Origin of the sequence: Sphingobium sp. TB-6, assembly GCF_012927365.1 — a bacterium.
Taxonomy (GTDB): Bacteria; Pseudomonadota; Alphaproteobacteria; order Sphingomonadales; family Sphingomonadaceae; genus Sphingobium.
On the sequence record NZ_JABBGL010000003.1, the window covers coordinates 95,614 to 117,163 of the forward strand.

General features: G+C 64.8%; 25 protein-coding genes. 15 read left to right on the forward strand and 10 right to left on the reverse strand.

Annotation, left to right across the window (positions count from 1 at the left end):
* The first annotated feature begins 3 nt into the window (after window positions 1–3).
* A complete protein-coding gene (locus HHL26_RS05740) occupies window positions 4–504 on the forward strand; it encodes a glycine zipper 2TM domain-containing protein (RefSeq protein WP_066560109.1) in 501 nt (166 codons plus the stop codon).
* Window positions 505–540: 36 nt separating this feature from the next.
* Here the strand turns inward: HHL26_RS05740 and HHL26_RS05745 are convergent, their stop codons facing one another.
* Window positions 541–1,119 carry a thermonuclease family protein gene (locus HHL26_RS05745; RefSeq protein WP_066561982.1) on the reverse strand — a complete coding sequence of 193 codons (579 nt, stop codon included), beginning with the start codon at window positions 1,117–1,119 and terminating at the stop codon, window positions 541–543.
* Between the two features lie 116 nt (window positions 1,120–1,235).
* On the opposite strand from HHL26_RS05745, the gene HHL26_RS05750 reads away from it, so the two are divergent.
* Complete coding sequence (locus HHL26_RS05750) at window positions 1,236–1,628, forward strand: globin (RefSeq protein WP_066560105.1); 393 nt, start codon at window positions 1,236–1,238, stop codon at window positions 1,626–1,628.
* A 5-nt stretch (window positions 1,629–1,633) separates the two neighbouring features.
* Here the strand turns inward: HHL26_RS05750 and HHL26_RS05755 are convergent, their stop codons facing one another.
* Entirely contained in the window at window positions 1,634–1,939 is a 306-nt protein-coding gene (locus HHL26_RS05755; protein WP_066560104.1) for a hypothetical protein, read from the reverse strand.
* Window positions 1,940–2,086: 147 nt separating this feature from the next.
* Between HHL26_RS05755 and HHL26_RS05760 the strand changes: the two genes are divergently transcribed.
* The 5 genes from HHL26_RS05760 to HHL26_RS05780 all read left to right on the forward strand — a co-directional run bounded on the left by HHL26_RS05760 (window position 2,087) and on the right by HHL26_RS05780 (window position 5,194).
* Complete coding sequence (locus tag HHL26_RS05760; protein WP_066560102.1) at window positions 2,087–2,467, forward strand: RidA family protein; 381 nt, start codon at window positions 2,087–2,089, stop codon at window positions 2,465–2,467.
* A 5-nt stretch (window positions 2,468–2,472) separates the two neighbouring features.
* Window positions 2,473–2,829 (forward strand): ArsC family reductase, encoded by a 357-nt coding sequence (locus HHL26_RS05765; RefSeq protein WP_066560099.1) that lies wholly within the window; start codon window positions 2,473–2,475, stop codon window positions 2,827–2,829.
* The gene (locus HHL26_RS05770) at window positions 2,826–3,866 is read left to right on the forward strand and encodes a glycerophosphodiester phosphodiesterase (protein WP_066560092.1); all 1,041 of its coding nucleotides are present in this window, start codon (window positions 2,826–2,828) and stop codon (window positions 3,864–3,866) included. The genes HHL26_RS05765 and HHL26_RS05770 overlap by 4 nt, the downstream gene beginning before the upstream one ends.
* 39 nt (window positions 3,867–3,905) lie before the next feature.
* Entirely contained in the window at window positions 3,906–4,331 is a 426-nt protein-coding gene (locus tag HHL26_RS05775) for an Rrf2 family transcriptional regulator (protein ID WP_066560091.1), read from the forward strand.
* Between the two features lie 206 nt (window positions 4,332–4,537).
* On the forward strand, window positions 4,538–5,194 hold the full coding sequence (locus HHL26_RS05780) for an MBL fold metallo-hydrolase (RefSeq protein WP_066561981.1): 657 nt from the start codon (window positions 4,538–4,540) through the stop codon (window positions 5,192–5,194).
* A 2-nt stretch (window positions 5,195–5,196) separates the two neighbouring features.
* On the opposite strand, the gene HHL26_RS05785 is transcribed toward HHL26_RS05780, so the two are convergent.
* On the reverse strand, window positions 5,197–5,628 hold the full coding sequence (locus HHL26_RS05785; protein ID WP_066560088.1) for an MAPEG family protein: 432 nt from the start codon (window positions 5,626–5,628) through the stop codon (window positions 5,197–5,199).
* 207 nt (window positions 5,629–5,835) lie between these two features.
* Here HHL26_RS05785 and rpmF point away from each other — a divergent pair, with 207 nt between their 5' ends.
* From rpmF to HHL26_RS05810, 5 genes are all read left to right on the forward strand, one after another.
* Complete coding sequence (gene rpmF, locus HHL26_RS05790; protein WP_066560085.1) at window positions 5,836–6,015, forward strand: 50S ribosomal protein L32; 180 nt, start codon at window positions 5,836–5,838, stop codon at window positions 6,013–6,015.
* Window positions 6,016–6,083: 68 nt separating this feature from the next.
* Window positions 6,084–7,109: a phosphate acyltransferase PlsX gene (gene plsX, locus HHL26_RS05795; RefSeq protein WP_066560084.1), complete on the forward strand. Its 1,026-nt coding sequence runs from the start codon at window positions 6,084–6,086 to the stop codon at window positions 7,107–7,109.
* On the forward strand, window positions 7,106–8,074 hold the full coding sequence (locus HHL26_RS05800) for a beta-ketoacyl-ACP synthase III (protein ID WP_066560083.1): 969 nt from the start codon (window positions 7,106–7,108) through the stop codon (window positions 8,072–8,074). The genes plsX and HHL26_RS05800 overlap by 4 nt, the downstream gene beginning before the upstream one ends.
* Before the next feature lie 445 nt (window positions 8,075–8,519).
* On the forward strand, window positions 8,520–8,816 hold the full coding sequence (ihfA, locus tag HHL26_RS05805; RefSeq protein WP_066560080.1) for an integration host factor subunit alpha: 297 nt from the start codon (window positions 8,520–8,522) through the stop codon (window positions 8,814–8,816).
* A 151-nt stretch (window positions 8,817–8,967) separates the two neighbouring features.
* Window positions 8,968–9,327, forward strand: coding sequence for a MerR family transcriptional regulator (locus HHL26_RS05810; RefSeq protein ID WP_066561980.1), 360 nt, complete (start codon window positions 8,968–8,970; stop codon window positions 9,325–9,327).
* 6 nt (window positions 9,328–9,333) lie between these two features.
* Here HHL26_RS05810 and HHL26_RS05815 read toward each other — a convergent pair whose 3' ends face one another.
* Genes HHL26_RS05815 through HHL26_RS05830 form a run of 4 tightly spaced genes read right to left on the reverse strand, consistent with a single transcriptional unit; the run spans window position 9,334 to window position 13,561 of the window.
* Window positions 9,334–9,855, reverse strand: coding sequence for a GNAT family N-acetyltransferase (locus tag HHL26_RS05815; protein WP_066561978.1), 522 nt, complete (start codon window positions 9,853–9,855; stop codon window positions 9,334–9,336).
* A gap of 7 nt (window positions 9,856–9,862) precedes the next feature.
* The gene (locus HHL26_RS05820; protein ID WP_066560079.1) at window positions 9,863–10,405 is read right to left on the reverse strand and encodes a histidine phosphatase family protein; all 543 of its coding nucleotides are present in this window, start codon (window positions 10,403–10,405) and stop codon (window positions 9,863–9,865) included.
* The gene (locus tag HHL26_RS05825) at window positions 10,402–13,152 is read right to left on the reverse strand and encodes an ATP-dependent DNA helicase (RefSeq protein WP_066560075.1); all 2,751 of its coding nucleotides are present in this window, start codon (window positions 13,150–13,152) and stop codon (window positions 10,402–10,404) included. The genes HHL26_RS05820 and HHL26_RS05825 overlap by 4 nt, the downstream gene beginning before the upstream one ends.
* Window positions 13,153–13,204: 52 nt before the next feature.
* On the reverse strand, window positions 13,205–13,561 hold the full coding sequence (locus HHL26_RS05830) for a PilZ domain-containing protein (RefSeq protein WP_066560071.1): 357 nt from the start codon (window positions 13,559–13,561) through the stop codon (window positions 13,205–13,207).
* 370 nt (window positions 13,562–13,931) lie between these two features.
* Between HHL26_RS05830 and HHL26_RS05835 the strand changes: the two genes are divergently transcribed.
* Complete coding sequence (locus HHL26_RS05835; protein ID WP_066560063.1) at window positions 13,932–15,512, forward strand: lysine--tRNA ligase; 1,581 nt, start codon at window positions 13,932–13,934, stop codon at window positions 15,510–15,512.
* A 223-nt stretch (window positions 15,513–15,735) separates the two neighbouring features.
* On the opposite strand, the gene HHL26_RS05840 is transcribed toward HHL26_RS05835, so the two are convergent.
* From HHL26_RS05840 to HHL26_RS05850, 3 genes are all read right to left on the reverse strand, one after another.
* Window positions 15,736–16,206, reverse strand: a complete 471-nt coding sequence (locus HHL26_RS05840; protein WP_066560061.1) for an RcnB family protein — start codon at window positions 16,204–16,206, stop codon at window positions 15,736–15,738.
* 178 nt (window positions 16,207–16,384) lie between these two features.
* Complete coding sequence (locus HHL26_RS05845; RefSeq protein ID WP_066560060.1) at window positions 16,385–17,062, reverse strand: 2OG-Fe(II) oxygenase; 678 nt, start codon at window positions 17,060–17,062, stop codon at window positions 16,385–16,387.
* Window positions 17,063–17,175: 113 nt separating this feature from the next.
* Window positions 17,176–18,093, reverse strand: a complete 918-nt coding sequence (locus HHL26_RS05850) for an RcnB family protein (protein WP_066561976.1) — start codon at window positions 18,091–18,093, stop codon at window positions 17,176–17,178.
* Window positions 18,094–18,336: 243 nt separating this feature from the next.
* Here HHL26_RS05850 and HHL26_RS05855 point away from each other — a divergent pair, with 243 nt between their 5' ends.
* Together HHL26_RS05855 and HHL26_RS05860 are read left to right on the forward strand one after the other, a co-directional pair.
* Window positions 18,337–18,882, forward strand: a complete 546-nt coding sequence (locus HHL26_RS05855; RefSeq protein ID WP_237229839.1) for a biliverdin-producing heme oxygenase — start codon at window positions 18,337–18,339, stop codon at window positions 18,880–18,882.
* Window positions 18,875–21,445 (forward strand): HWE histidine kinase domain-containing protein, encoded by a 2,571-nt coding sequence (locus tag HHL26_RS05860; protein WP_066560056.1) that lies wholly within the window; start codon window positions 18,875–18,877, stop codon window positions 21,443–21,445. Before HHL26_RS05855 ends, HHL26_RS05860 begins: the two co-directional genes overlap by 8 nt.
* Window positions 21,446–21,550 lie beyond the last annotated feature (105 nt).

Sequence of the window (21,550 nt, forward strand, 5' to 3'; positions counted from 1 at the left end):
GAGATGAAGTTCACCCTGAAAGCCGCTTTTGCCGCCTTGTCGCTCGGCGCCGTGACGCTGAGCGCAGCCCCTGCCGCCGCCGACCCGCCACCCTGGGCCGGGCATGGCAAGGGCCATGGCCGCGACGACTGGAAGCATGGCGGACGGCATGACAATGGCCGTCACGAAGGCTGGCGCCGCCCGAGCGGGGTCGTCTACAGCTATGACTGGAACCGCCCGGACCCGCGCTATGGCCGCTATTATCGCCCGGACCGCTATTATCGCGATGGGTATGAGCCGATCCGCGTGACCCGCAGCACCCGCATCTATCGCGGCTATGACGATCGCTATTATTGCCGCCGCTCGGACGGCACCACCGGCCTGATCGTCGGCGCGGCGCTGGGTGGCCTGCTCGGCGGCCAGCTCGACCGTGGACGCTCGAACACCGCTGGCGTCATCATCGGCGCAGGCGCAGGCGCGCTGCTTGGTCGCGAAATCGACCGGGGCAGCCTGAACTGCCGCTAAGAATCCGATGGGGGAGGCTTGTCCTCCCCCCGGACTTCAGCACCAGGGATGCCGCGCGCCATCCCATTCCCGCGCCAGTCCTTCGGCCACCAACGTCTCGCCAAGCGACTCCCCGCCCCGCGTCACCACCCGCAACGACCGCCCATAGCGATCCGTCTCCCGATCCCCGCTCTCCAGCGAGAAGGGGCCGGCATTCATCAATTGCTGCAACCGCTGCGTCGCCCGCGCGCCCAAGGCCGCTTCCCCGGCACAGCGCGGATCATGGGTTTCGGGCGCGTCGATATCCATCACTCGCACCTTCTCCCCGTGGAACCAGAAGGTGTCGCCGTCGACGACGCAATTGGTTCCGCCGCCCGTGTGGCAAAATCCGAACTGCGCCGACAGGCTGTCGTCCGCCGCCGGTGACGCGATCTGCTCCCACCGGCTGTTCTGAAAGCGCTGCATCATCTCGGGTCCGAACCAGCCCAGACCGGCGCCGATCAGCACCCCGCCGATGACGAGCGGCGCCAGCGACGGCGCCTTCCCTTTCCTGCTTTGCAACCGCCCTCGGCCCGCCCGGCGCGCCTCCGCCAGCCACACCACATCGCTGCGGCTCTTCCTCGATCTTCGGCTCATGACGCGGCCATAACGAAACTTGTTCGGCCCGTCTCGCGTCAAAACCTTCCGATTTGACCAGGATCAATGACCGCTCGGCCCCAGCCGCCACGCTGATCCCACCAGCAGGAGGCTCCATGACCACCCCTTATGCCCGCATCGGCGGCGAGCCAGCCGTGGCCGCCATCGCCAACCGCTTCTACGACCTGATCGAGCAGGATTCGGCCTATGCCGACCTGCGCGCCATCCATGCGGCGGACCTGAACGCCGTGCGCCACGGCCTCACCCGGTTCCTGGCGGGCTGGGCGGGCGGTCCCCGCGACTGGTTCGAGCGCGGCCAATGCATCATGTCGCTGCACCGCGCCTTTCCGATCACGTCGGTGCTGGCGGATCAATGGGCCACCGCCATGACCCGCGCGATCGAGGCGCAACCCGGCCTCGATCCGGACCTCGCCGGGGCCATGGCAGAGGCGCTCAGCCATATGGCGCGGGGCATGATCAACCTGTCCTTGAACCAGGACGCGGCCTAAAACAGCTAATCCTCATCCTCGGTCGGACCGAGGCTGTCTTCCTCATCATCCATCTGCGGTTCCCCGGCAAAGGCATCATTGTCGATCCGGCCCGACCGGTTCATCTCCTCCATCTTCTCGACCAGATCGGGCGTATCGTCCGGCAGGATCTGCGCCGGATTGGGCCGCCCGCCGCGTTCGCTATCCTCCGCCCGATCGGTCGAGCGCGTCCGCGCCTCCCCGGCTACATCCTGGGCCTGCGAACCCGCTTCGGCTTGCTCGCTATTCTCTTCGCCGCTGTCGGGGAAAGGGGTGTTGTCGGGTCGGTTCATGGCCTGTCTCCTTCCCCGCTTCAACGGCCAGCGGTCCGCGCCGTTCCCTTCCGGCAAAAGGCGCTGGACAGTATCCTGCGAACGGGGCAAGAGCCGCCACGATCCTTTCCGCCCCATTTCTCCCAGGTCTGCACAAAGGGAATCCCCATGCCCCGCCAGCTCATTTCCTCCGGCTCGCCTTTCGAGGCGCAGGTCGGCTATTCGCGCGCCGTCGTCCAGGGCGACTGGTGCTTCGTCGCCGGAACAACCGGCACTGATCCCGAAACCAAGGCCATGCCCGAATCCGTTGTGGATCAGGGCCGGAACGCGCTGAAGGTCATCGGCAAGGCGCTGGAAGAAGCCGGCTTCTCCTTTGCGGACGTGGTGCGCGTGACCTATTATATCACCGACCCCGCTTATTGGGACGAGCTGGGCCAGGCGACCGCACCGATTTTCGGTGAGATTCGCCCCGCCGCGAGCTGCATCGTCACCGGCCTCATCAAGCCGGAGATGAAGATCGAGATCGAAGTCACCGCCTTCAAAGGATAAGTCCCATGCTGACCATGTACGGCATCAAGAATTGCGACACGATCAAGAAGGCGCGCAATTTCCTCGACAATAGCGGCAAGCCCTACAGCTTCCACGATTACAAGGTGTCGGGCGTCGACGAGACGGCGCTGCGCGGCTGGGTTGAGGAACATGGGTGGGAAACCATCCTCAACCGTTCCGGCACGACCTTCAAGGCATTGGATGCCGGCGACAAGGCGCATATCGACGCGGACAAGGCGGTGCTGCTGATGATGAGCAACCCCTCGATGATCAAGCGCCCGATCCTGGATCTGGGTGACCGCACCGTCGTCGGCTTCAAGGCGACCACCTATGAGGACGCTCTGGAGCGGGTGAAGGCATGATTTTCGGGAGGATGCTCCGCACAGCCGCCATCCTCCTCCTCGCTCTTTTGACGGCGGCGCCCGTGATGGCCGAACCCTTCATCATCGCCCATCGCGGCGCCAGCGGCGAGCGGCCCGAACATACGCTCGCCGCTTATGAACGCGCAATCGACCAGGGCGCCGATTATATCGAACCGGATCTGGTGCTGACCCGCGACGGCGTTCTCGTCGCCCGGCATGAAAATGAGATAAGCGGCACCACCGACGTCGCGGATCATCCCGAATTCGCCGCTCGCAAGACCAGCAAGACGATCGATGGTCAGCCCGTCACCGGCTGGTTCACCGAGGATTTCACCCTCGCGGAACTGCGCACGCTACGCGCTCGCGAGAGGTTGCCGCAGTTTCGTGCCGCCAACAGCCGCTTCAACGATCTCTATCCGATCCCGACCTTCGAGGAGATATTGAAGCTGGTCCGCGCCAAGGAAGCGGAAACCGGCCGCCGCATCGGCCTCTATCCCGAAACCAAGCATCCCAGCTATTTCGCTGGAATCGGCCTGGCCCATCAGGCGCCGCTGCTCGCGCTGCTCAGCCAATATGGCTATCAGACGGAGGCTGATCCGGTCTTCATCCAATCCTTCGAGGTCGGCAATCTGAAGGCTCTGCGCGCCGTGTCCCGCCTGCGCCTGATTCAGCTTGTCGAGGGCGAGGGCGGCCCCGCCGATGCGCCGGGCACGACCTATGCCGACATGATGACGACGCAGGGGCTGAAGCAGATCGCGGATTATGCCGACGGCATCGGTCCGGCGACCGCCATGGTGTTGGCGCCCGAAGGCCCGACGGGGCTGGTCGGGCGCGCCCATGATGCGGGACTGCAAGTCCATGTCTGGACGCTGCGCATGGAAAACAGCTTCCTGCCCGCCGCCTTCCAGCGCCCTGACGATCCGCAGGGCAGGGGGGACTTTGCAGGCTATGTCCAGGCGGTTGCCCGCACGGGCGTGGACGCCATGTTCAGCGATTTTCCCAAACAGGCGCGTGAAGCGCTGAATCCCGCGCCCTGATGGCTTGTCAAATCTTCGGCGGAAGCGAATAACAGCCCCATGCTTTCGCAGAAGACCCGTTACGCCATCCGTGCCCTCCAGCATCTCGCAGACCGCTACCGGCAAGGCCCGGTGCCCCTGAACGAGATCGCCACGCGCCAGAATATTCCGTCCAAATTCCTGACGGTGATCCTGTCGGAACTGGCGCGGGAAGGGCTGGTCGCGACCCAGCGGGGGCGCGACGGGGGCTATTGGCTGGCGCTGGCGCCGGTCGACATCAGCTATGGCGACATCGTCCGGCTGACGCGGGGTTCGCTGGCGCTTACGCCCTGCGCCAGCCGTTTCGCGCATGAGACGTGCACCAATTGCCTGCCCGAATCGGAATGCAGGCTGCATAGGGTGATGCTCCGCGTGCGCGATGAAACGGCCAAGGTGCTCGACAGCATCAGCCTGGCGGAACCGTTCGCCACGGAGAATGTGGGCTAGGGCCAATCGACATTCAGCCCTGACGGCCTGCAAATGGCGCTTTTCCGTGCTTCCGGTGCTCACGTACTTTTAGTACGCTGCGTTGAAGCGAGGCACGTGACTCGCTTCAAGGGTCACGAAAAACCACCATTTTCGGCATATCATCATCTGAATGTCGATTGGCCCTAAACCTTGCGCCCGGCGCGCAGCTTCGCCACATCAGCGGCATGACGACTCCGCCCCTGAAAGCCGCCCTGATTCCCGTGACGCCGCTCCAGCAGAATTGCACGCTTTTCTGGTGCACGGCGACCAATCGCGGTGCCTTCGTCGATCCGGGCGGCGACCTGCCGGTGCTGAAAAAGGCGGCGGAGCAGCATGGCGTCACCATTGAGAAGATCCTCGTCACCCATGGCCATATCGACCATTGCGGCCAGGCGGGTATCCTTGCCCGAGACTTGGGCGTGCCGATCGAAGGGCCGCATGAAGCCGACCGTTTCTGGATCGACCGCCTGGGCGAAGACGGTCAGAAATATGGCATTAATGGCGAGAGTTTCGAACCCGACCGCTGGCTCCACGACGGCGATCAGGTGACGGTCGGCAATCTGACGCTCGACGTCTATCACTGCCCCGGCCACACGCCGGGCCATGTCGTCTTCCACCACGCCCCCAGCAAGCTTGCCATCGTCGGTGACGTGCTGTTTCAGGGGTCGATCGGCCGAACCGACTTTCCGTTGGGCAACCATCAGGATCTGATCGACGCGATCACCGGCAAGCTCTGGCCCTTGGGCGGCGACACGGCGTTCGTTCCCGGTCATGGCCCGATGAGCAACTTCGCCCATGAACGCCGCACCAATCCCTTCGTCGCGGATTCCGTCCTGGCCTGATTCTATCGGATCATGGCCATGGCGGGCGGCGCAGGTACCTCCCGCGTCGCTCCATAGGCGACATACAGCGCGGCCACCGCCATCCCGACCATCACCACCCAGGTCAGCAGCGCCCCGCCAGCGCGCCAAACAGTCGATTTCTCCGCGTCCATCCCAAAGGCATGGGCGATTCGCGCCAACACCAGCGCCAGCGCCGCGCCCCAGAGCCACATCGACGCCCCGATCGCCAGTTCCACCAGTCCGAAGAGAATCAGCGTCACCGGCACATATTCGATGAAATTGGCATGGGCCCGCATCCGCTTGGCCAACAGCGCGCTGCCGCCGTCGCCATGCAGCACCTGGCCGGAAATCCGGATTCGCGCGCAGCGAACCCCCAGCCACATGTTGAGCAGCGCGCAGGCGGCGGCCAGCGTCAGTGTGATCGGCAGCAACATCGGATTTCCCCCGCATTATCGTGACGCGGCCAGAATAGGGCGACAGGATGCCGGGGCAAGAAGGACTTGCGCATGGGCCAAAAAGCGCTATAGGCGCAGGGCTTCGCGATCATCCGGGCCGCATGGGTCTGCGGCGCCGTTGGCGTCCGCATCCAGACGGAACTGGCCAGTCGCACTAAACGATCAATTACGGAATAAGGTGCCGACATGGCTGTCCCCAAGAGGAAAACGTCCCCCTCCCGTCGCGGCATGCGCCGCAGCCACGATTCGCTGCGCGTCGAAGCATTCCAGGAATGCTCGAACTGCGGCGAACTGAAGCGCCCGCACAATCTGTGCGACGCCTGCGGCCACTATAACGGCCGCGAAGTCCTCGCCGTCGGGGCCTGACGCTTAAGAATTTCTCCTGAAAAGGGTGCGTTAACTTGTCCAGCCAACCGCGAATCGCAATCGACGCGATGGGCGGGGATGAAGGCGTACGCGTGATGATGGCGGGCGCAGCGCTCGCCCGTCACCGTCACGAAGGGCTGCGCTTCACCCTTTTCGGAGACGAAGCGCGGATCAAGTCCGCGCTCGACCATCATCCCAATCTGCGCGCCGCGTCGGAAATCGTCCACGCAGCCGACGTCGTGGATTCGGGCGACAAGCCCAGCGTCGCCATCCGCAAGAAGACCAGCTCGATGAGCATGGCCATCGCGGCGGTGAAGGCGGGGACATGCGGCGCGGCCGTTTCGGCCGGCAATACCGGCGCGCTGATGGCGATGGCGAAGCTCGCCCTGCGCACCATGAAGGGCGTTGACCGCCCCGCGCTCGCCGCCATGCTGCCGACCCTGGGCGACAATGACGTGGTCATGCTGGACCTGGGTGCCAACACCGAATGCGACGCGCGCAATCTCGTCCAGTTCGCGGTGATGGGCGCGGCCTATGCCCGCATCGCGCTCGACCTGGAGCGGCCCCGCGTGCGTCTGATGAATATCGGCACCGAGGAGATGAAGGGCACGGAGGAAATCCGCGACGCCGCCGCGATCCTGCGCGCCGCGACCAGCCTGCCGCTATCCTTCGAAGGCTTCACTGAAGGCGACAAGATCGGCCGGGGCGATGTCGACGTGATCGTGTCGGACGGCTTTTCCGGCAATGTCGCATTGAAGACGGCGGAGGGCACGGCCCGTTTCGTGACCGACCTGTTGCGCACCGCCTTCACCAGTTCTATCCGCTCCAAGCTCGGTTTCCTGATCTCGAAGCCGGCGATGCATCTGCTGCGGCATCATCTCGACCCCAACAACCATAATGGCGCCGTCTTCCTTGGCCTCAATGGCGTGGTGGTGAAGAGCCATGGCAGCGCCAATGACAAGGGCGTCGCCAACGCCGTCCATGTCGCCGCGCGGCTGCTGGAGGAAGACATCACCCGGCGTATCGCCGCCGACATGCACGGGATCGAGGGGCTGACCGCTCCCGCATCCAGGATGGAGCTGCCCGCAAAGTGATCCGCCGATCCGTTCTCCTGGGCACGGGTTCCGCCCTGCCCGTCCGCTCCGTCAGCAATGCCGAATTGGCGCAGACCGTGGACACGAGCGACGAATGGATCGTCGAGCGCACCGGCATCCGTAACCGCTATATTGCCGGCGAGGGCGAAACCACCGCGTCGCTTGCCACCGACGCCGCCAAGGCCGCCCTGGAAGCGGCAGGCCTCAGCGCGCAGGATATCGACCTGATCATCCTCGCCACGGCAACGCCCGACCAGACCTTTCCTGCCTCCGCCACGATCGTTCAGGCGGCGCTCGGCATCAATGATTGCGTCGCTTTCGACGTGGCTGCGGTCTGTTCGGGCTTCCTCTACGCCATCACTGTGGCGGACAGCATGATCTGCTCGGGCGCGGCGCGGAACGCGATCGTGATCGGCTCGGAAACCTTCAGCCGCATCCTCGATTGGGAAGATCGCACCACCTGCGTCCTCTTCGGTGACGGCGCGGGTGCGGTCGTGCTGGGCGCGGAGGAAAGTGCCGACGGCAAGCGCGGCATCCTTGCTTCGAAGCTTCATGCCGATGGCCGCCATAACCAGCTTCTCTATGTCGACGGCGGCCCTTCGACCACGCAAACGGTCGGCAAGTTGCGCATGAAGGGGCAGGAAGTCTTCCGCCATGCCGTCACCAACCTCGCTTCGGTGCTGACCGAAGTGATGGAGGTCGCCGGCATGACCCCGGCCGAGATCGATTGGCTGGTCCCGCATCAGGCCAATGCCCGCATTCTCGACGCGACGGCGCGCAAGCTGAAACTGGCGCCGGAGAAGGTGGTGATGACGGTCGATCAACACGCCAACACCTCCGCCGCTTCGGTGCCCCTCGCGCTCGATCTCGCCATGCGCGACGGACGCATCCAGCCCGGCGATCTGCTGGTGCTGGAGGCGATGGGCGGCGGTTTCACCTGGGGCGCCTGCGTCCTGCGGGTGTAGGGCCGAATTTGGCCATTTGCTGACGCGTGATATCCGTTCGGGCTGAGCCCTTCGTCTGCCTGCCAAGGCAGGCGCTCAGGATAAACTTGCCTTCGGCAAGTCGAAGCCCTCAGCCGAGCGTCGCGAGGCTCCCATGCTTCGCCTTCGCTCAGCAGGGCCCTTCGACAAGCTCAGGGCGAACGGAAACTGAAAGTCCGCCATCCACCCATTTTCACATCCCCGAACCAATCCACGTCATATCTTGACGGGTCGGTTCCGCCGAGAATCGCTCACGCTTTCCCCCGGAACGCTCCAAGTCCCGTTCCGGGACCGCTATATCGCCAATTTTTCACGGTTTTTTAAGGATTTCGGCTGTGCATCATCTTGCCGAATCATGCAGAAGCGCGCACATTGTCAAATGATCACCCGCATTTAGGCTCGACGGGTGTCAAGGTGGGGAAGTGCGATGAGCGGTACAGGGACTCTAACGCGCGCGGATCTTGCGGAGAGCGTGAACCGTCATATTGGCCTCTCAAGGGCGGAAGCGGCAACCTTAATCGAATCCATATTGGAGCATATGTCCGTCGCGCTCGAACGCGGGGAAAATGTGAAGATCTCCAGCTTCGGCACCTTCGTCCTGCGCGACAAGACGCAGCGCATGGGCCGCAACCCCAAGACGGGCGTCGAAGTGCCGATCGAACCGCGCCGGGTGCTGACCTTCCGCGCCAGCCAGACGATGCGGGATCGGGTCGCTTCGGTCTGAGGCGCTCGGCATCGCGCGCCTGAAACGATGCGAAAATCAAAAACAAGAGGGCGCTGCAGCGGATTTGGTGCAGCGCGCTCCGAACGATCGCCAAAATAGCCATTTTCCCGAAGGTTGACCTTGGCGCCGCTAAGGGTGCAACATCATGACCATGGAAAAGGCAGAGGGCGCATTTCTGACGATCAGTGAGCTGGCGAGCGAACTCGATCTCCCGCAGCATATCTTGCGCTATTGGGAAACGCGTTTCACCCAGCTTCGACCGCTCCAGCGTTCGGGCAACCGCCGCTATTACCGGCCCGCCGATGTGGCGCTGGTGCGGCGGATCAATCATCTGCTGAATGTCGAGGGCTTCACCGTGCGCGGCGCGCAAAAGGCGCTGGCCGATGGCAGCGGCGATCCGCTTCCGGCATCGGTGGCGCCTGCGAAAAATGGCGAATCGATGCCTGGAGCCGATCTGCTTCCCCGGCTCGAAGCCATTCGGGCGGCATTGGCCAAGGCTATTGGCGAATAACTGTCATCATTCCAGCGGCGCTGCAAAGATCAGATCCCGAAACGGCACGTCGCCTACCATGAAGACCGTCTCGCTCACTTCGGTGAAGCCATGCCGCGCATAGAAACGCTGGGCCTGCTTATTGCGCTCATAGACCGCCAGCAATAATCGCTTCGCGCCACGCCACCGCGCTTCCTCCATCACCAGCGCCATCAGCCTGGCGCCATTGCCTCCACCCTGCCAGCCGGAGAGCAGATAGATGCGCTTGAGTTCAAGATCGCCCTCCCGCGTCTCGATGGGCAGCGCAGGCGGCGTCAGCAGGGCATAGCCGACAGGGGCGCCCAGCGGCGTTTCTCCGATCAGTAGCACCTGGTCGCGATCGGCCAGCGCCGCCGCATAATAGGCTTCTCCGTGCGCGCTGCGGATATGGGCGATCAGCGCGTCGCCCGGATGATCATGCGCGAAGCTGGCGAGGAAGGTCGCCCCGCCCAGTAGCGATAGCGCCGCCGCATCTTGCGCCTCCGCCCGTCGCCAGAGGATCGGCGTCACATGCCCCTCAGCGCGATCCCGGCCCCAAAGCCGGATCAAGGTCGCGTGGACGGGTGAAGCTGGCAAGGCTCGCGATATTGGGTTTCGCCTCGCTCCAATGGTCGATGGGCAGATCCATGACCGCGATCGAGGCGGTGGGGAATTTCACCTCCACATCCTCGCGCAGCGGGCTGGCGCCGTCGTCGGGGACGAGATCGAGGATCAATTCCTCCAGCCCCGGATTATGACCCGACATCAGCACGCTGTCGGCGCTGTCGGGCAGGTCGCGGATCACCTCGAACAGGGTGGGGGTGGAGGCCAGATAGATGCGCCGGTCCCAATGCGGATCGACCACCTCGCCATAGCTGGTGAAGAAGCTGTTCAGCGTTTCCACCACCCGCACCGCAGGGGATGCGACCACCATGTCGAACCGGATGCCCCGCGCCTTGGCGAATTCGCCCATCACCAGCGCGGCCTTCTCGCCACGACGGTTCAGAGGCCGGTCGAAGTCCCGCGCAACCGGATCGTCCCAATCGGACTTGGCGTGACGGAACAGGATCAACCGCTTCATTTTTGCTCCAGGTCGTGGGTGCCGGATTCGAGTCCCTGAAGCCCTAGCGCTGCATCGCCGCCAAGGCCAGCGCGGGAATGGCCGCTGACCGATATGATGGCTTCGTCCAGCGTCATACGGCGGATCGGCGTGCCGGGCGGAAAGGCGCTGAGCAGCCGGCTGGGCATGGCGGCGGAGAGGATGACGAAGCTTCCCCGGTCCTCCGCCCGCCGGATCAATCGCCCGAAGGCCTGCGCCATCCGCGCCCGGATCAGCCGGTCGTCATAGGCGCTGCCGCCCCCGGCCAGCTTGCGTGCGGCATGCAGCACGGTCGGCTTCGACCAGGGCACGCCCTCCATCACCACCAGCCGCAACGAATGGCCCGGCACGTCCACGCCGTCGCGCAACGCATCGGTGCCCAGCAGCGAAGCGCGGGGATCGTCGCGGAAAATATCGATCAGCGTGCCCGTATCGATCGGGTCGACATGCTGGGCGTAAAGCGGCAGTCCCGCCCGCGCCAGCCGGTCGGCGATCCGCGCATGGACGGCGCGCAGCCGCCGGATCGCGGTGAACAGGCCCAAAGTTCCGCCGCCCGCCGCCTCGATCAGCCGCGCATAGGCGCCCGACAGCGCCGCAATGTCGCCGCGCTTGATGTCGGTGACGATCAGCACTTCCGACCGTTCCGGATAGTCGAAGGGGCTGCTTGCCTCGAACTGCTCGGCGCCACGCGGCAAATGGTTCGCGCCGCTGCGGCTGATCGCATTGTCCCAATCGCCGCCGCCCTTCAGCGTGGCGGAGGTGATCAGCACCCCCTGCGCCGGTTTCAGCACCGTTTGCGCGAGGGGCCGCGTCGGGTCCAGCCAGTGGCGGTGGATGCCGATGTCGAACTCCCGCCCCTCGATCCGCTCGACTGCCAGCCAGTCCACAAAGTCCGCATCCGCCGGTCCGCCGGCCCGCGCCAGCAGCGCCAGCCAGGCGGTCACCAGATCGCGCCGCCAGCCCAGCGAGGCGATCGCCCCTTCGACCCGCGCCCGCGCCGCGCCGTCCAGCCAGTCGGGCGCATCCTCGATCACGGCCTCCATCCGCTTGCCCAGATGGGTGAGGGGGCGCAGCAGCGCATCCAGCGCCCGAGCCGCCTCCTGCGCCGCCTCGACCAGCGCGCCATCCGGTTCGGCCAGCTCGGTTTCCAGCCCATAGCCCGCATCGGCCTCGCCCGTATCGGCGGCCCGCGCATAGACCGTGCCGCGCACCGCCGCGAGCAGTTCCTCCACTGGCCCGAACGGCTCGCCCGCGACGATCCGCTTCAGCCACTCATCGGCGGGGAGTGCCCGCGCCGCCTCCGCCGCTGCCCGGATCGCCTCGCCGCCCTGCTCGTCATAGCTGGCGAGGTCTGACAGCCGCGCCGCGAGGCCGCGCCGCCGTCCGCGCGAATTGCCCTCCGGCCCCATCACCCAACGGCGCAGCTCGATCGCCTCCTGCCCCGACAGGGCAACGGAAAAGGTCGAATCCGCCGCGTCGAACAGATGATGGCCTTCGTCGAACACGATGCGCTGCGGCGCCTGCCCCGTTTCCCGCCCACGCGCCGCGTTGATCATCACCAGCGCATGATTGGCGATCACGATATCCGCGTCCGCCGAGGCCCGCGCCGATCGCTCGATGAAGCATTTGCGGTAATGCGGACAGCCCGCATAGATGCACTCGCCGCGCCGATCGGTCAGCGCGGTGGAACCGTTGCGCCGGAACAAAGTCGGCAGCCAGCCCGGCAGGTCGCCGCCGATCATGTCGCCATCCTTGGTGAAGGCCGCCCAGCGCGCCACCAGTTGCGCCAATATCGCTGCGCGCCCGGAAAAGCCGCCTTGCAGCGCATCCTCAAGATTGAGCAGGCAGAGATAATTTTCCCGCCCCTTGCGCACCACCACCCGCTTCGCCGCCACGGCGGGATCGGGAAAAAGGCGCAAGGATTCCCGGTCCAATTGCCGCTGCAACGCCTTGGTATAGGTGGAAATCCACACCGTCCCCTGCGCTTCCCGGGCCCAGAGCGAGGCGGGGGCGAGATAGCCCAATGTCTTGCCGATCCCCGTCCCGGCCTCCGCCAGCAGCATATTGGGCTGGTCGCGATGCGCCTTGGGCCGGAAGACGTCCGCCGCCGCCGCTGCATAGGCGCGCTGGCCGGGCCGCGCTTCGGCGCCCGCGCCGGTCAACTGCTCCAGCCGCGCCACCACTGCGTCGGATTGCAGCGAAACCGAGCGGGGGGCAGGGCGGGGCGGAACCTCCTCCCATTCCGGAAGCTTGGAAAAGAGCCAGCGCTCCGCCTCCTTCGGCTGAGCGATGCGGGGCGCCACCAGCGGCGCCCAGGGCCAGCGCAGCCGATGCAGCGATTGCGCCGCCGTCCAGCCGCCCTCGCGCTCCGCCCATGAGGGGGATTCCAGCGTTGCCAGCAAGGCGCTGGTCGCAGCCTGCAACAATGCGGGTATATCCGATTCACGCGCCGGACGGGGCAGGTTCAGCGCTTCGGCCAGCCCCTTGGGCGTTGGCACCAGAAAGCGCGCCGGATGGATGAAGGCCCACAGTTCCAGCAGATCGAGGCCGTTCAGATCGGGATAGCCCAGCCGCTGCCCGGTCAGCGGCGCATTCAGCAGCAGCGTCGGCGTCTCGGCCGTTCGCGCGATCGCGGCTCCCTTGGCGACGGCCTGCGTCTCGGTGCCTTCCCTGAGCCAGATGCCGCCATGACTGGCGTGAAGGGCGGGCAGGGCGGCGGGATCGATCACCCATATCGCTTAGGCGAACGGGAACAAAAGGGAAACCTGAAAAACGGGCGATTCAGCCGAACCGCCGTCCGAATCCACCCGCAGGGCGCGCGCCCAAGGTCCGGGGTTGAAAGGCCGTCGGCGCAAGCCGTGCCGACCGCGCAATCTCCAGCCGGTCGAACAGCGGCCCGTCGGCCAGTTCATAGGGGAAGCGGATGCCCATGCGGTCTTCTTCCGACCATTGCACCGTCGCGAAGACGACATGGCCGTCATAATCGATCTGGCACTGGCTGCGCACAGGCAGCCCGCAGCCCGCTATCTGGGCGCCGCCTTCGCTCAAATCGACGATCGTTCCTTCCAGGCTGTCGAGTACCGTGGTCACGATGACGGGAATATCGACGGTTATTCTGTGACGGCTGCGCGGCTGCATAGTCCCTCCTGAGCCCCCTCAAGAACTGGTCTGACTATGGAGCGGGTCGGTCCGGCGGGTCTTTTGCGCGCTGGCTGCGTCGTGATCTTGCCCCGATGTCTCCGCATCGTGGCGGCAATCACTCCTGTCCAGCACCCAAAATCCCTCGCCGTTCCTCAACCGCTCCATAGTCAGACCAGCTCTAAGCTCGTGATAAATATGCATCATCAGGGTTAATCAAAGTTAAAGACGGCCGCCCGAAACCCGCCATTCGTCTCCACTTTGGCACTGAAAATCGTTCCCTTTCGTCCATAGCGGATGCTTTGGCCTTCGCATTTTACGAATCGGCAGATGTTTCCATCTGACTGGAAAATGCTTAGGGGAGCGCATCATGACCGTGTCCGAACTTCTCCGCACCGCCGCGCAGGCGTCCAAGGCCTGGCCCTATGAGGAAGCCCGCAAGCTCCTGAAACGCTATCAGAACGGCGCGCCCGAAAAGGGCTATGTCCTGTTCGAAACCGGCTACGGCCCCTCGGGCTTGCCGCATATCGGCACGTTCAACGAGGTATTGCGCACCACCATGGTCCGCAACGCCTATCATGCGCTGTCGGACATCCCGACCCGCCTGATCGCGTTCAGCGACGATATGGATGGCTTGCGCAAGGTGCCCGACAATGTGCCCAATCAGGCGATGCTGACGCAGCATCTGGGCAAGCCGTTGACGCAGGTGCCAGACCCGTTCGAGAAGTTCGAGAGCTTCGCGCATCACAACAACGCGATGCTGCGGGATTTTCTCGACCGCTTCGGCTTCGACTATGAGTTCGTTTCGGCCACAGAGCGTTACAAGTCCGGCGCTTTCGATGAGGCGCTCAAGAACGTCCTGCGCCATTATCAGGACATCATGGACATCATGCTGCCGACGCTGCGCAAGGAACGGCAGGCGACCTATTCCCCGGTCCTGCCGATCAGCCCCAAGAGCGGCATCGTGCTTCAGGTGCCGGTGCAGGTGATCGACGCCGCCACGGGCCTCATCCGCTTCGAGGATGAGGGCGAGGTCATCGAACAATCGATCCTCTCGGGCGGCGCGAAGCTGCAATGGAAGGTCGACTGGGCGATGCGCTGGGTCGCGCTGGGTGTCGATTATGAGATGGCGGGCAAGGATCTGATCGATTCGGTCACCCAGTCGTCGAAGATCTGCCGCGCTCTGGGCGCCCGCCCGCCCGAAGGCTTCAATTACGAGATGTTCCTCGACGAAAAGGGCGAGAAGATCTCCAAGTCCAAGGGCAACGGCCTCAGCCTGGAGCAATGGCTGACCTACGGCCCGCAGGAGAGCCTTGCCTTCTACGCCTATCGCGAGCCGAAAAAGGCCAAGCAACTCCACATGGGCGTCATCCCCCGCGCGGTGGACGAATATTGGCAGTTCCGTGGCAACTACCCCAAGCAGGCGGTCGAGCAGCAGCTCGGCAACCCCGTCCATCACATTCATGACGGCGAACTGCCCGAAGGTGAACTGCCGGTCACTTTCGGCTTACTGCTCAATCTGGTCGGCGTGATGGGCGATGCCAGCCGCGAACAGGTCTGGGGCTATCTCCAGAACTATGTCGCGGATGCGAATGCGGAGACCTATCCGGAACTGGACGCGCTGATCGGCCATGCGCTCGCCTATCACCGCGATTTCGTCGCTCCGACGCTCAAGCGCCGCGCGCCCACCGAAAGCGAAGCCACCGCCCTGCGCAAGCTCGACGAGGAACTGGCCGCGCTGCCCGGCAATGCCACGGCGGAGGATATCCAGAATATCGTCTATGCCATCGGCAAGGACGAAGCCTATGGCTTTGCCGAGCTGCGCGACTGGTTCAAGGCGCTCTACCAGACATTGCTGGGCGCCGATCAGGGGCCGCGCATGGGCAGTTTCATCGCGCTCTACGGCATCGGCAACAGCCGCCGCCTGATCGCGCAGGCGCTTGCCGCCTGAGCCGGTGACATGGCGGAACATTCCGCTGCCTCGGGCGTTTCGGCATATGGTCCACCCCCTTTCGGACTGATGGTGCGCCTAGCGCGCGCCATCGGCCGCGCCCGCCCGGAAACGAGCGGCGCGGCCAAGGGGGCTTCACAATGGACCGCACGCGCCATAGCGCAAAAAGAAACGGCCCCTAAGCTTAACCCAGGGGCCGTTTCGTCATTCAAGGCGGGTCGGCTTACCAGAAGAAGCCGCGATGCACTTCCATCACCCGGCCGGTCCGCACGTTGACCAGCAGCACGTCGTTATAATGCCTCACCCACTGCAGGTTCGCGCCGGCACGGGGCAGGCGATAGCGATAGGGGTCGGAGATATAATAGCGCGAGTTGTAATAGCCCGGCCGGATCCGCGCACCGGCCTCCCAGCGATTATAACGGAAGGGCGCCCGCCAGTTGCCGCCGCGATAAACGTCGCGGTGCGACCTGCGGTAATCGCGCCAATCCTCGCGCAGTTCCTGCCTTGCGTCGCGCACGTCCCGCCGTTCCTCGCGGACGTCGTGCCGGCTGCCGTAGCGCTGGGCGTCGCGCAGCTCTCGCTGTTCCTGACGCAGGTCGCGGGCGCTGTCGCGCACTTCGCCGCGGGACTGGGCCATGGCGGCGCCCGGCATGACCGTAGCGGCCATCAGACCCAAGATAATCAATTTACGCATAGGTTTTCTCCCATAGCCTGGCGGCTGAAATCCGGTGGGAAGGGGGTAACTGTTCCCCGGCCCGACCGGTTCCGCCGACCACGAAGAGAGATATGCACCCCGCCGGCTGAACGGGTTGGGAATGAAGTAGTCAGGAATCAGTCATTTATGTCGCAGTTTGTATCAGCGCCGGATCGCTTCAGGGCGTCCAGACCCGTTCGCGAAACCATTTGGTGACGACATATTTGCTGCCCTTTTCCACCGGGCGGGCGGCGTGCAGGCTGAAGCTGTTGGGCGATCCGTCCCGCTCCATATTGTTCCACATCAGCAGCATGCCCTGAACCGGCGGCACCATGAATTCGCAATGCGGGAAATGCGTCTCTCCGCCCGCCTCGACGGGGGAGAGATAGATCATCGCCGTCCAGCTCCGCTGTCCGCCCGTCTTCAGCATCCTCGGCCAGTAATTGGCGGTCACCGGGAAATAGTCCCAATGCGCCTTATATTCCTGCCCCGGCTGGTAACGCTGCCCCTGCAACGTCTCGCCATGTTCGGGGGCGATGCCCATCAGCGCGCAGATGCGGTCGCTGATCGCGCTGACCAGCGGACTCCAGGGGCTGAGATTGCAGCTCGCGCTGGTGCGGTAATCCGCGTTGGCGCTGCCGGAAAACAGGGTGGAGGGCTGCGCGCCCGCATCGATCAGTTCCCGCAGTCCGGCGCATTCCTCCGGGCTCAGAAATTCGTGCCGCCCATAGATTTCGAGGTGCGGCGCATCGATCCGGCTGACCATCGGATTGCGGTCCAGCCGCGCCCGCACCGTTTCCCCGATCTGTGCGCGGACAATCGAGGCGACGCCGCCATCGTCAACAATCTCGCTCATGACGCCCTCCTGCCACCGGCCCCCATGTCCACGCAAATGAAAAGAGCCCGGAGCACGTGGCTCCGGGTCCAGTGGTTCCTGAAGGCCAGTCCAGGAGCGCTTGTCTTCCGGCGTTACCAGAAGAAATCGTAGATCACGTCCACCACATAACCGTCGCGGATATCGACCAGCAGCGCATCGTCATAATAGCGGACCCAGCGCAGCGTGCCGTAAGCGGGCGGCAAACGGTAAGAATAGGGATCGTCGATCCAGTAGCTGTTCGAATAGAGCAGGCTATTCAGGAAGATCCCGATCGAATAGCGGGAATATCCGTAGCTCCATCCACGCGGCGCATAATAGCGCCCCATCCGGTAGCGATCGCCATAGCGCGAGCGATAGCTCGACCAGTCATAGCGCCGGTCGTTGCGCCAGCCGCTGTCCCAGCGCCGCTGTCCTTCCCAACGGTTGCGGTCATCGAAACGCCGTCCCGAATTCCAGCCCGGATTGCCGCCATTCCAGCGCCGGTCGTCATTGCTCCACCGCCGGTCGTTGCGGTCGTCGCGCCGATCGCGGTCGCGCCAATCCCGATCCCGGCGATCATCGTCGCGCCGGTTGTCCTGCCAGCCCTGACGGTTGCGGTCGCGATCGCGGTCGTTCCAGTTGCGGTCGTTGCGGTCATCGCCGCGAACCGTCGTTTCGAAGCGGCGTTCGCCACGGTTCCAACGGGTTACCGTGTCCGGTCCGCGTTGTTCGGGACGTGCTTCATTGCCGCGCCACTGCCGGTCCGGTCGGGCCTGGGGCTGAGCCACCGGCGCGGGCCGTTCCGCCTGCCGCTGTTCCCAGCGCTGCGCCTGCTGTTGCCGCATCTCGCCGCCGTCCTGACGTTGCGCCTGGCCATTGCCCTGACCGCCGCGCCCGCCATCGGGCCGTCCCGACCGCTCGCCGCCGCGTCCGCGCCAGCCGTTGTCATCGCCTCGCTGGGCGTAGGCCGGGGCGATCCCGCCCAGCACCGTCGCGGTCATCAACCCCGCCAGCATCATTTTCCTCAACATGCCATTAGCCTTCATTTTCACGGGGCCATTGCCCCTCATATGTCGCTTTTAAGACTCGGGCGATGTCGCGATGCTGAACTTGTCTGTCAGCGATTTGAAAGAATCTTTTGATGCGCGATGGACATCGGTCCACGACCGCCGCACAATTTCGCTTCGCGGCGGGAATCCTGGAAATGGGACAGGAGGAAATGAAAGCTGATCCAGATCAGTGCGCTGCCCCGTGAACCACATTAGGACCGTCGAGTGACGAGAACGCCCAATGCCGGCCGCGCCCGACAAGCCTTGCGCCAAGCGACGATGGAAAGCCATCAGCGTGTGGATGACCTGTTCTCGCGTTTTTCGCTTGAGGAACGGTCCAGCTATGCCGCTTTCCTAAAGGCGCACGCCAGGGCGCTGGCCCCGCTGGAGGAGATCGCCCAGCCCGATGCGCCGCGCCTGCCGATGGTGGCGCAGGATCTCGCGGCGCTGGACGAAGCCTTGCCCATGCCCTTCGCCATTTCGATGCCCATGCCGCTGCCCGATGCCTTTCGTTGGGGCGCGCGCTACACGCTGGAAGGGTCGCGGCTGGGCGGGGCGGTGCTCGCTCGCCGGGTCGCGCCGGGTTTGCCGCATGCCTATCTGTCGGCCACGCATGACAAGGGGGGATGGGCCGATTTTCAGCGGACGCTGGACGAGGCCGCAGCCGAAGGGGGCGACCAATGGATTGACGAGGCGATTCGTGGCGCGCAAGCAGCCTTCGATCTGTTCGCGACCGCCGCCGGCGACGAAGTGGCGATCGTCCATGGCTGATGGCGGCAATATTCCGGCCGGGGATTTCGCCGTCGACCTCAGCAATTGCGACCGGGAGCCGATCCATGTGCTGGGCGCCGTCCAACCCTTCGGCTTTCTGATCGCACTGACCGCCGACTGGCTGGTGTCGCGCGTTTCGGCCAACAGCGCCGACCATATCGGCCTTTCGCCCGAACAGATGCTGGGCCAGCCGGTCAGCGGCATCTTCAATGCGGAGGCGGTCCATTCCTTGCGCAACCGCATCACCCTGTTGCGCGGACCCGACGCGGTGGAACGCATCTTCTCGCTCGCCCTGGTCGATGGGATCGCTCCATTCGATGTGGCGGTGCATTTCTCCGGATCGCTGGTCGTGATCGAGGCGGAACCCGCCGCTCATGACGAGATGGAAGCGAGCAGCATGGTCCGCTCCATGGTGTCGCGCCTGGGCCAGACGGAGGGCATGGCCGCCTTCCTGCGCGATGGCGCGCGGCAGGTGCGGGCGCTGACCGGCTTCGACCGGGTGATGGTCTATCGCTTCGCTGATGGCGGCGACGGCGAAGTCGTGGCCGAAGCGCTCCGTCCCGGCATCGACAGCTTTTTCGGCCTGCACTATCCGGCTTCGGATATTCCGGCCCAGGCGCGCGCGCTCTATCTGCGCAACATCTTTCGCGTAATTGCCGACGTGCGGGCGAAGCCGGTTCCCGTCGTGCCGCAGCTCGACCCTTCGGGCGCGGCGCTGGACATGTCGCTGTGCCTCACTCGCGCCGTATCGCCCATCCATATCGAATATCTCGGCAATATGGGGGTGGGGGCTTCGCTCTCCATCTCGATCATCGTCGAGGGGCGGCTCTGGGGTCTGTTCGCCTGCCACCATTATGCCCCGCGCCTGCCCAGTTTCGCGCAGCGCAGCGCGGCCGAACTGTTCGGCCAGATCTTCTCGATGATGCTCGAAAATCGCGAGCGCAGCGAAACCGCCGCCTATGAGGGCAAGGCGCGGCAGGTGGCCGACCGGCTGATGTCGGCGGTCGCGCAGGACCATGACCTGCTGTCCAACGCCCGCTGGCTGGGCGATGTGATCTTCGACACCATTCCCGCGGATGGGGTCGGCGTCTATATTGACGGCCAGATGACCTTTTCCGGCCTGACCCCGGACGGGCCGAGCTTCGCGGCGATCGTCGCCATGCTGAACCAGGCGGCGGCCAGCCAGGTCTTCACCACCGACCATCTGCCGGGCCTGATGCCTGAAGCATCCGCCTATGCCGATCGGGCGGCGGGACTGCTCGCCATTCCGCTGTCGCGCCGTCCGCGCGACTATGTGGTCCTGTTCCGGGCCGAACAGCTCCGCTCCGTGCGCTGGGCGGGAAGCCCGGAAAAGCATGTCGAATATGGTCCCAACGGCCCGCGGCTGACCCCACGCAAAAGCTTTGAGGAATGGTCGCAACTGGTGCGCGGCACCGCCGTGCCCTTCACCGCCGCCGAATTGCGCGTGGCCGAAGCGTTGCGGACGGCGCTGCTCGAAGTCGTCCTGCGCCTGTCCGATTCCGCCCATGAGGAACGGCAGAAGGCGCATGAAAAGCAGGAATTGCTGATCGCGGAACTCAATCACCGCGTTCGCAACATCCTTTCGCTGATCCGGGGTCTGCTGTCCCAGACTCGCGACAATGCCCAGTCGGTCGACCAGTTCATCGACACGCTGGAAAGCCGCGTCCATGCGCTTGCCCGCGCCCATGACCAGATCACCGCCGATCGCTGGGCGCCCGCGCGGCTCTATGACCTGATCGAGGTGGAGGCGGCTGCCTATCTGGGCGAGCGCCGCGACCGGGTGAAGCTGACCGGCCCCAATGTGCTGCTCACCCCTGCGGCCTTCACGGTGCTGGCGCTGGTGATCCACGAACTGCTGACCAATGCCGCCAAATATGGCGCGCTGTCGGACAATGGCAGCGTGGCGATCGACTGGGAGGTCGACGGCGACGGCAGTCTGCTGCTTCACTGGTGCGAGAGCGGCGGCCCGGCGGTCGTCGCGCCCACGCGCCGGGGCTTCGGCTCGACGGTGATCGAACGCTCCATCCCCTATGATCTGGGTGGCCGGGCGGAGGTCAATTACCGCCTCTCGGGGGTGGAGGCGCATTTCTGCATTCCCTCCGCCCATGTCGCCTCCATCCTGCCGGACGTGGTGGGCACGGAACGCGCCAGGCCTGCGCCAGCGCCGACCCCGACGCTGCTCAAGGGCCGCAACGTCCTGTTGGTCGAGGATAATATGATCATCGCCATGGATGGCGAGGATGCGCTGCGCGATCTGGGCGCCGAAGTGATCACCGCCGCCAGCGTGGGCCGCGCGCGGGAAGCGCTTGCGATCCATGATGTCGACCTGGCGGTGCTGGACTTCAACCTCGGCAATGAAACCAGCCTTCCGGTGGCGGACATGCTGGCGGAAAAGGGCGTCTCCTTTCTTTTCGCCACCGGCTATGGCGATGGGCTGGATTTGCCGGAACGGTTCGGTGATGTGACGCTGCTGAAAAAGCCCTATTCCGGCGCGACGCTGGCGCAGGCGATTGCCCCCGTCCTGGAAGAAGCCGAACTTTAGCCTCTCCGGGCGACTGGCGCTTCGCTCCCATGAGTGGTGGGAAGCCGCTCGATCCCGCCCCACATCACTCGAAACAATTCGTTTCCACCCGCCAGCTTGCGCCTG

Coding starts and splice junctions, on each gene's coding strand:
- HHL26_RS05740 (WP_066560109.1), top strand. CDS start 4: ATGAAGTTCACCCTGAAAGCCGCTTTTGCCGCCTTGTCGCTCGGCGCC.
- HHL26_RS05745 (WP_066561982.1), bottom strand. CDS start 1,119: ATGAGCCGAAGATCGAGGAAGAGCCGCAGCGATGTGGTGTGGCTGGCG.
- HHL26_RS05750 (WP_066560105.1), top strand. CDS start 1,236: ATGACCACCCCTTATGCCCGCATCGGCGGCGAGCCAGCCGTGGCCGCC.
- HHL26_RS05755 (WP_066560104.1), bottom strand. CDS start 1,939: ATGAACCGACCCGACAACACCCCTTTCCCCGACAGCGGCGAAGAGAAT.
- HHL26_RS05760 (WP_066560102.1), top strand. CDS start 2,087: ATGCCCCGCCAGCTCATTTCCTCCGGCTCGCCTTTCGAGGCGCAGGTC.
- HHL26_RS05765 (WP_066560099.1), top strand. CDS start 2,473: ATGCTGACCATGTACGGCATCAAGAATTGCGACACGATCAAGAAGGCG.
- HHL26_RS05770 (WP_066560092.1), top strand. CDS start 2,826: ATGATTTTCGGGAGGATGCTCCGCACAGCCGCCATCCTCCTCCTCGCT.
- HHL26_RS05775 (WP_066560091.1), top strand. CDS start 3,906: ATGCTTTCGCAGAAGACCCGTTACGCCATCCGTGCCCTCCAGCATCTC.
- HHL26_RS05780 (WP_066561981.1), top strand. CDS start 4,538: ATGACGACTCCGCCCCTGAAAGCCGCCCTGATTCCCGTGACGCCGCTC.
- HHL26_RS05785 (WP_066560088.1), bottom strand. CDS start 5,628: ATGTTGCTGCCGATCACACTGACGCTGGCCGCCGCCTGCGCGCTGCTC.
- rpmF (WP_066560085.1), top strand. CDS start 5,836: ATGGCTGTCCCCAAGAGGAAAACGTCCCCCTCCCGTCGCGGCATGCGC.
- plsX (WP_066560084.1), top strand. CDS start 6,084: ATGGGCGGGGATGAAGGCGTACGCGTGATGATGGCGGGCGCAGCGCTC.
- ihfA (WP_066560080.1), top strand. CDS start 8,520: ATGAGCGGTACAGGGACTCTAACGCGCGCGGATCTTGCGGAGAGCGTG.
- HHL26_RS05810 (WP_066561980.1), top strand. CDS start 8,968: ATGGAAAAGGCAGAGGGCGCATTTCTGACGATCAGTGAGCTGGCGAGC.
- HHL26_RS05820 (WP_066560079.1), bottom strand. CDS start 10,405: ATGAAGCGGTTGATCCTGTTCCGTCACGCCAAGTCCGATTGGGACGAT.
- HHL26_RS05830 (WP_066560071.1), bottom strand. CDS start 13,561: ATGCAGCCGCGCAGCCGTCACAGAATAACCGTCGATATTCCCGTCATC.
- HHL26_RS05835 (WP_066560063.1), top strand. CDS start 13,932: ATGACCGTGTCCGAACTTCTCCGCACCGCCGCGCAGGCGTCCAAGGCC.
- HHL26_RS05840 (WP_066560061.1), bottom strand. CDS start 16,206: ATGCGTAAATTGATTATCTTGGGTCTGATGGCCGCTACGGTCATGCCG.
- HHL26_RS05845 (WP_066560060.1), bottom strand. CDS start 17,062: ATGAGCGAGATTGTTGACGATGGCGGCGTCGCCTCGATTGTCCGCGCA.
- HHL26_RS05850 (WP_066561976.1), bottom strand. CDS start 18,093: ATGTTGAGGAAAATGATGCTGGCGGGGTTGATGACCGCGACGGTGCTG.
- HHL26_RS05860 (WP_066560056.1), top strand. CDS start 18,875: ATGGCTGATGGCGGCAATATTCCGGCCGGGGATTTCGCCGTCGACCTC.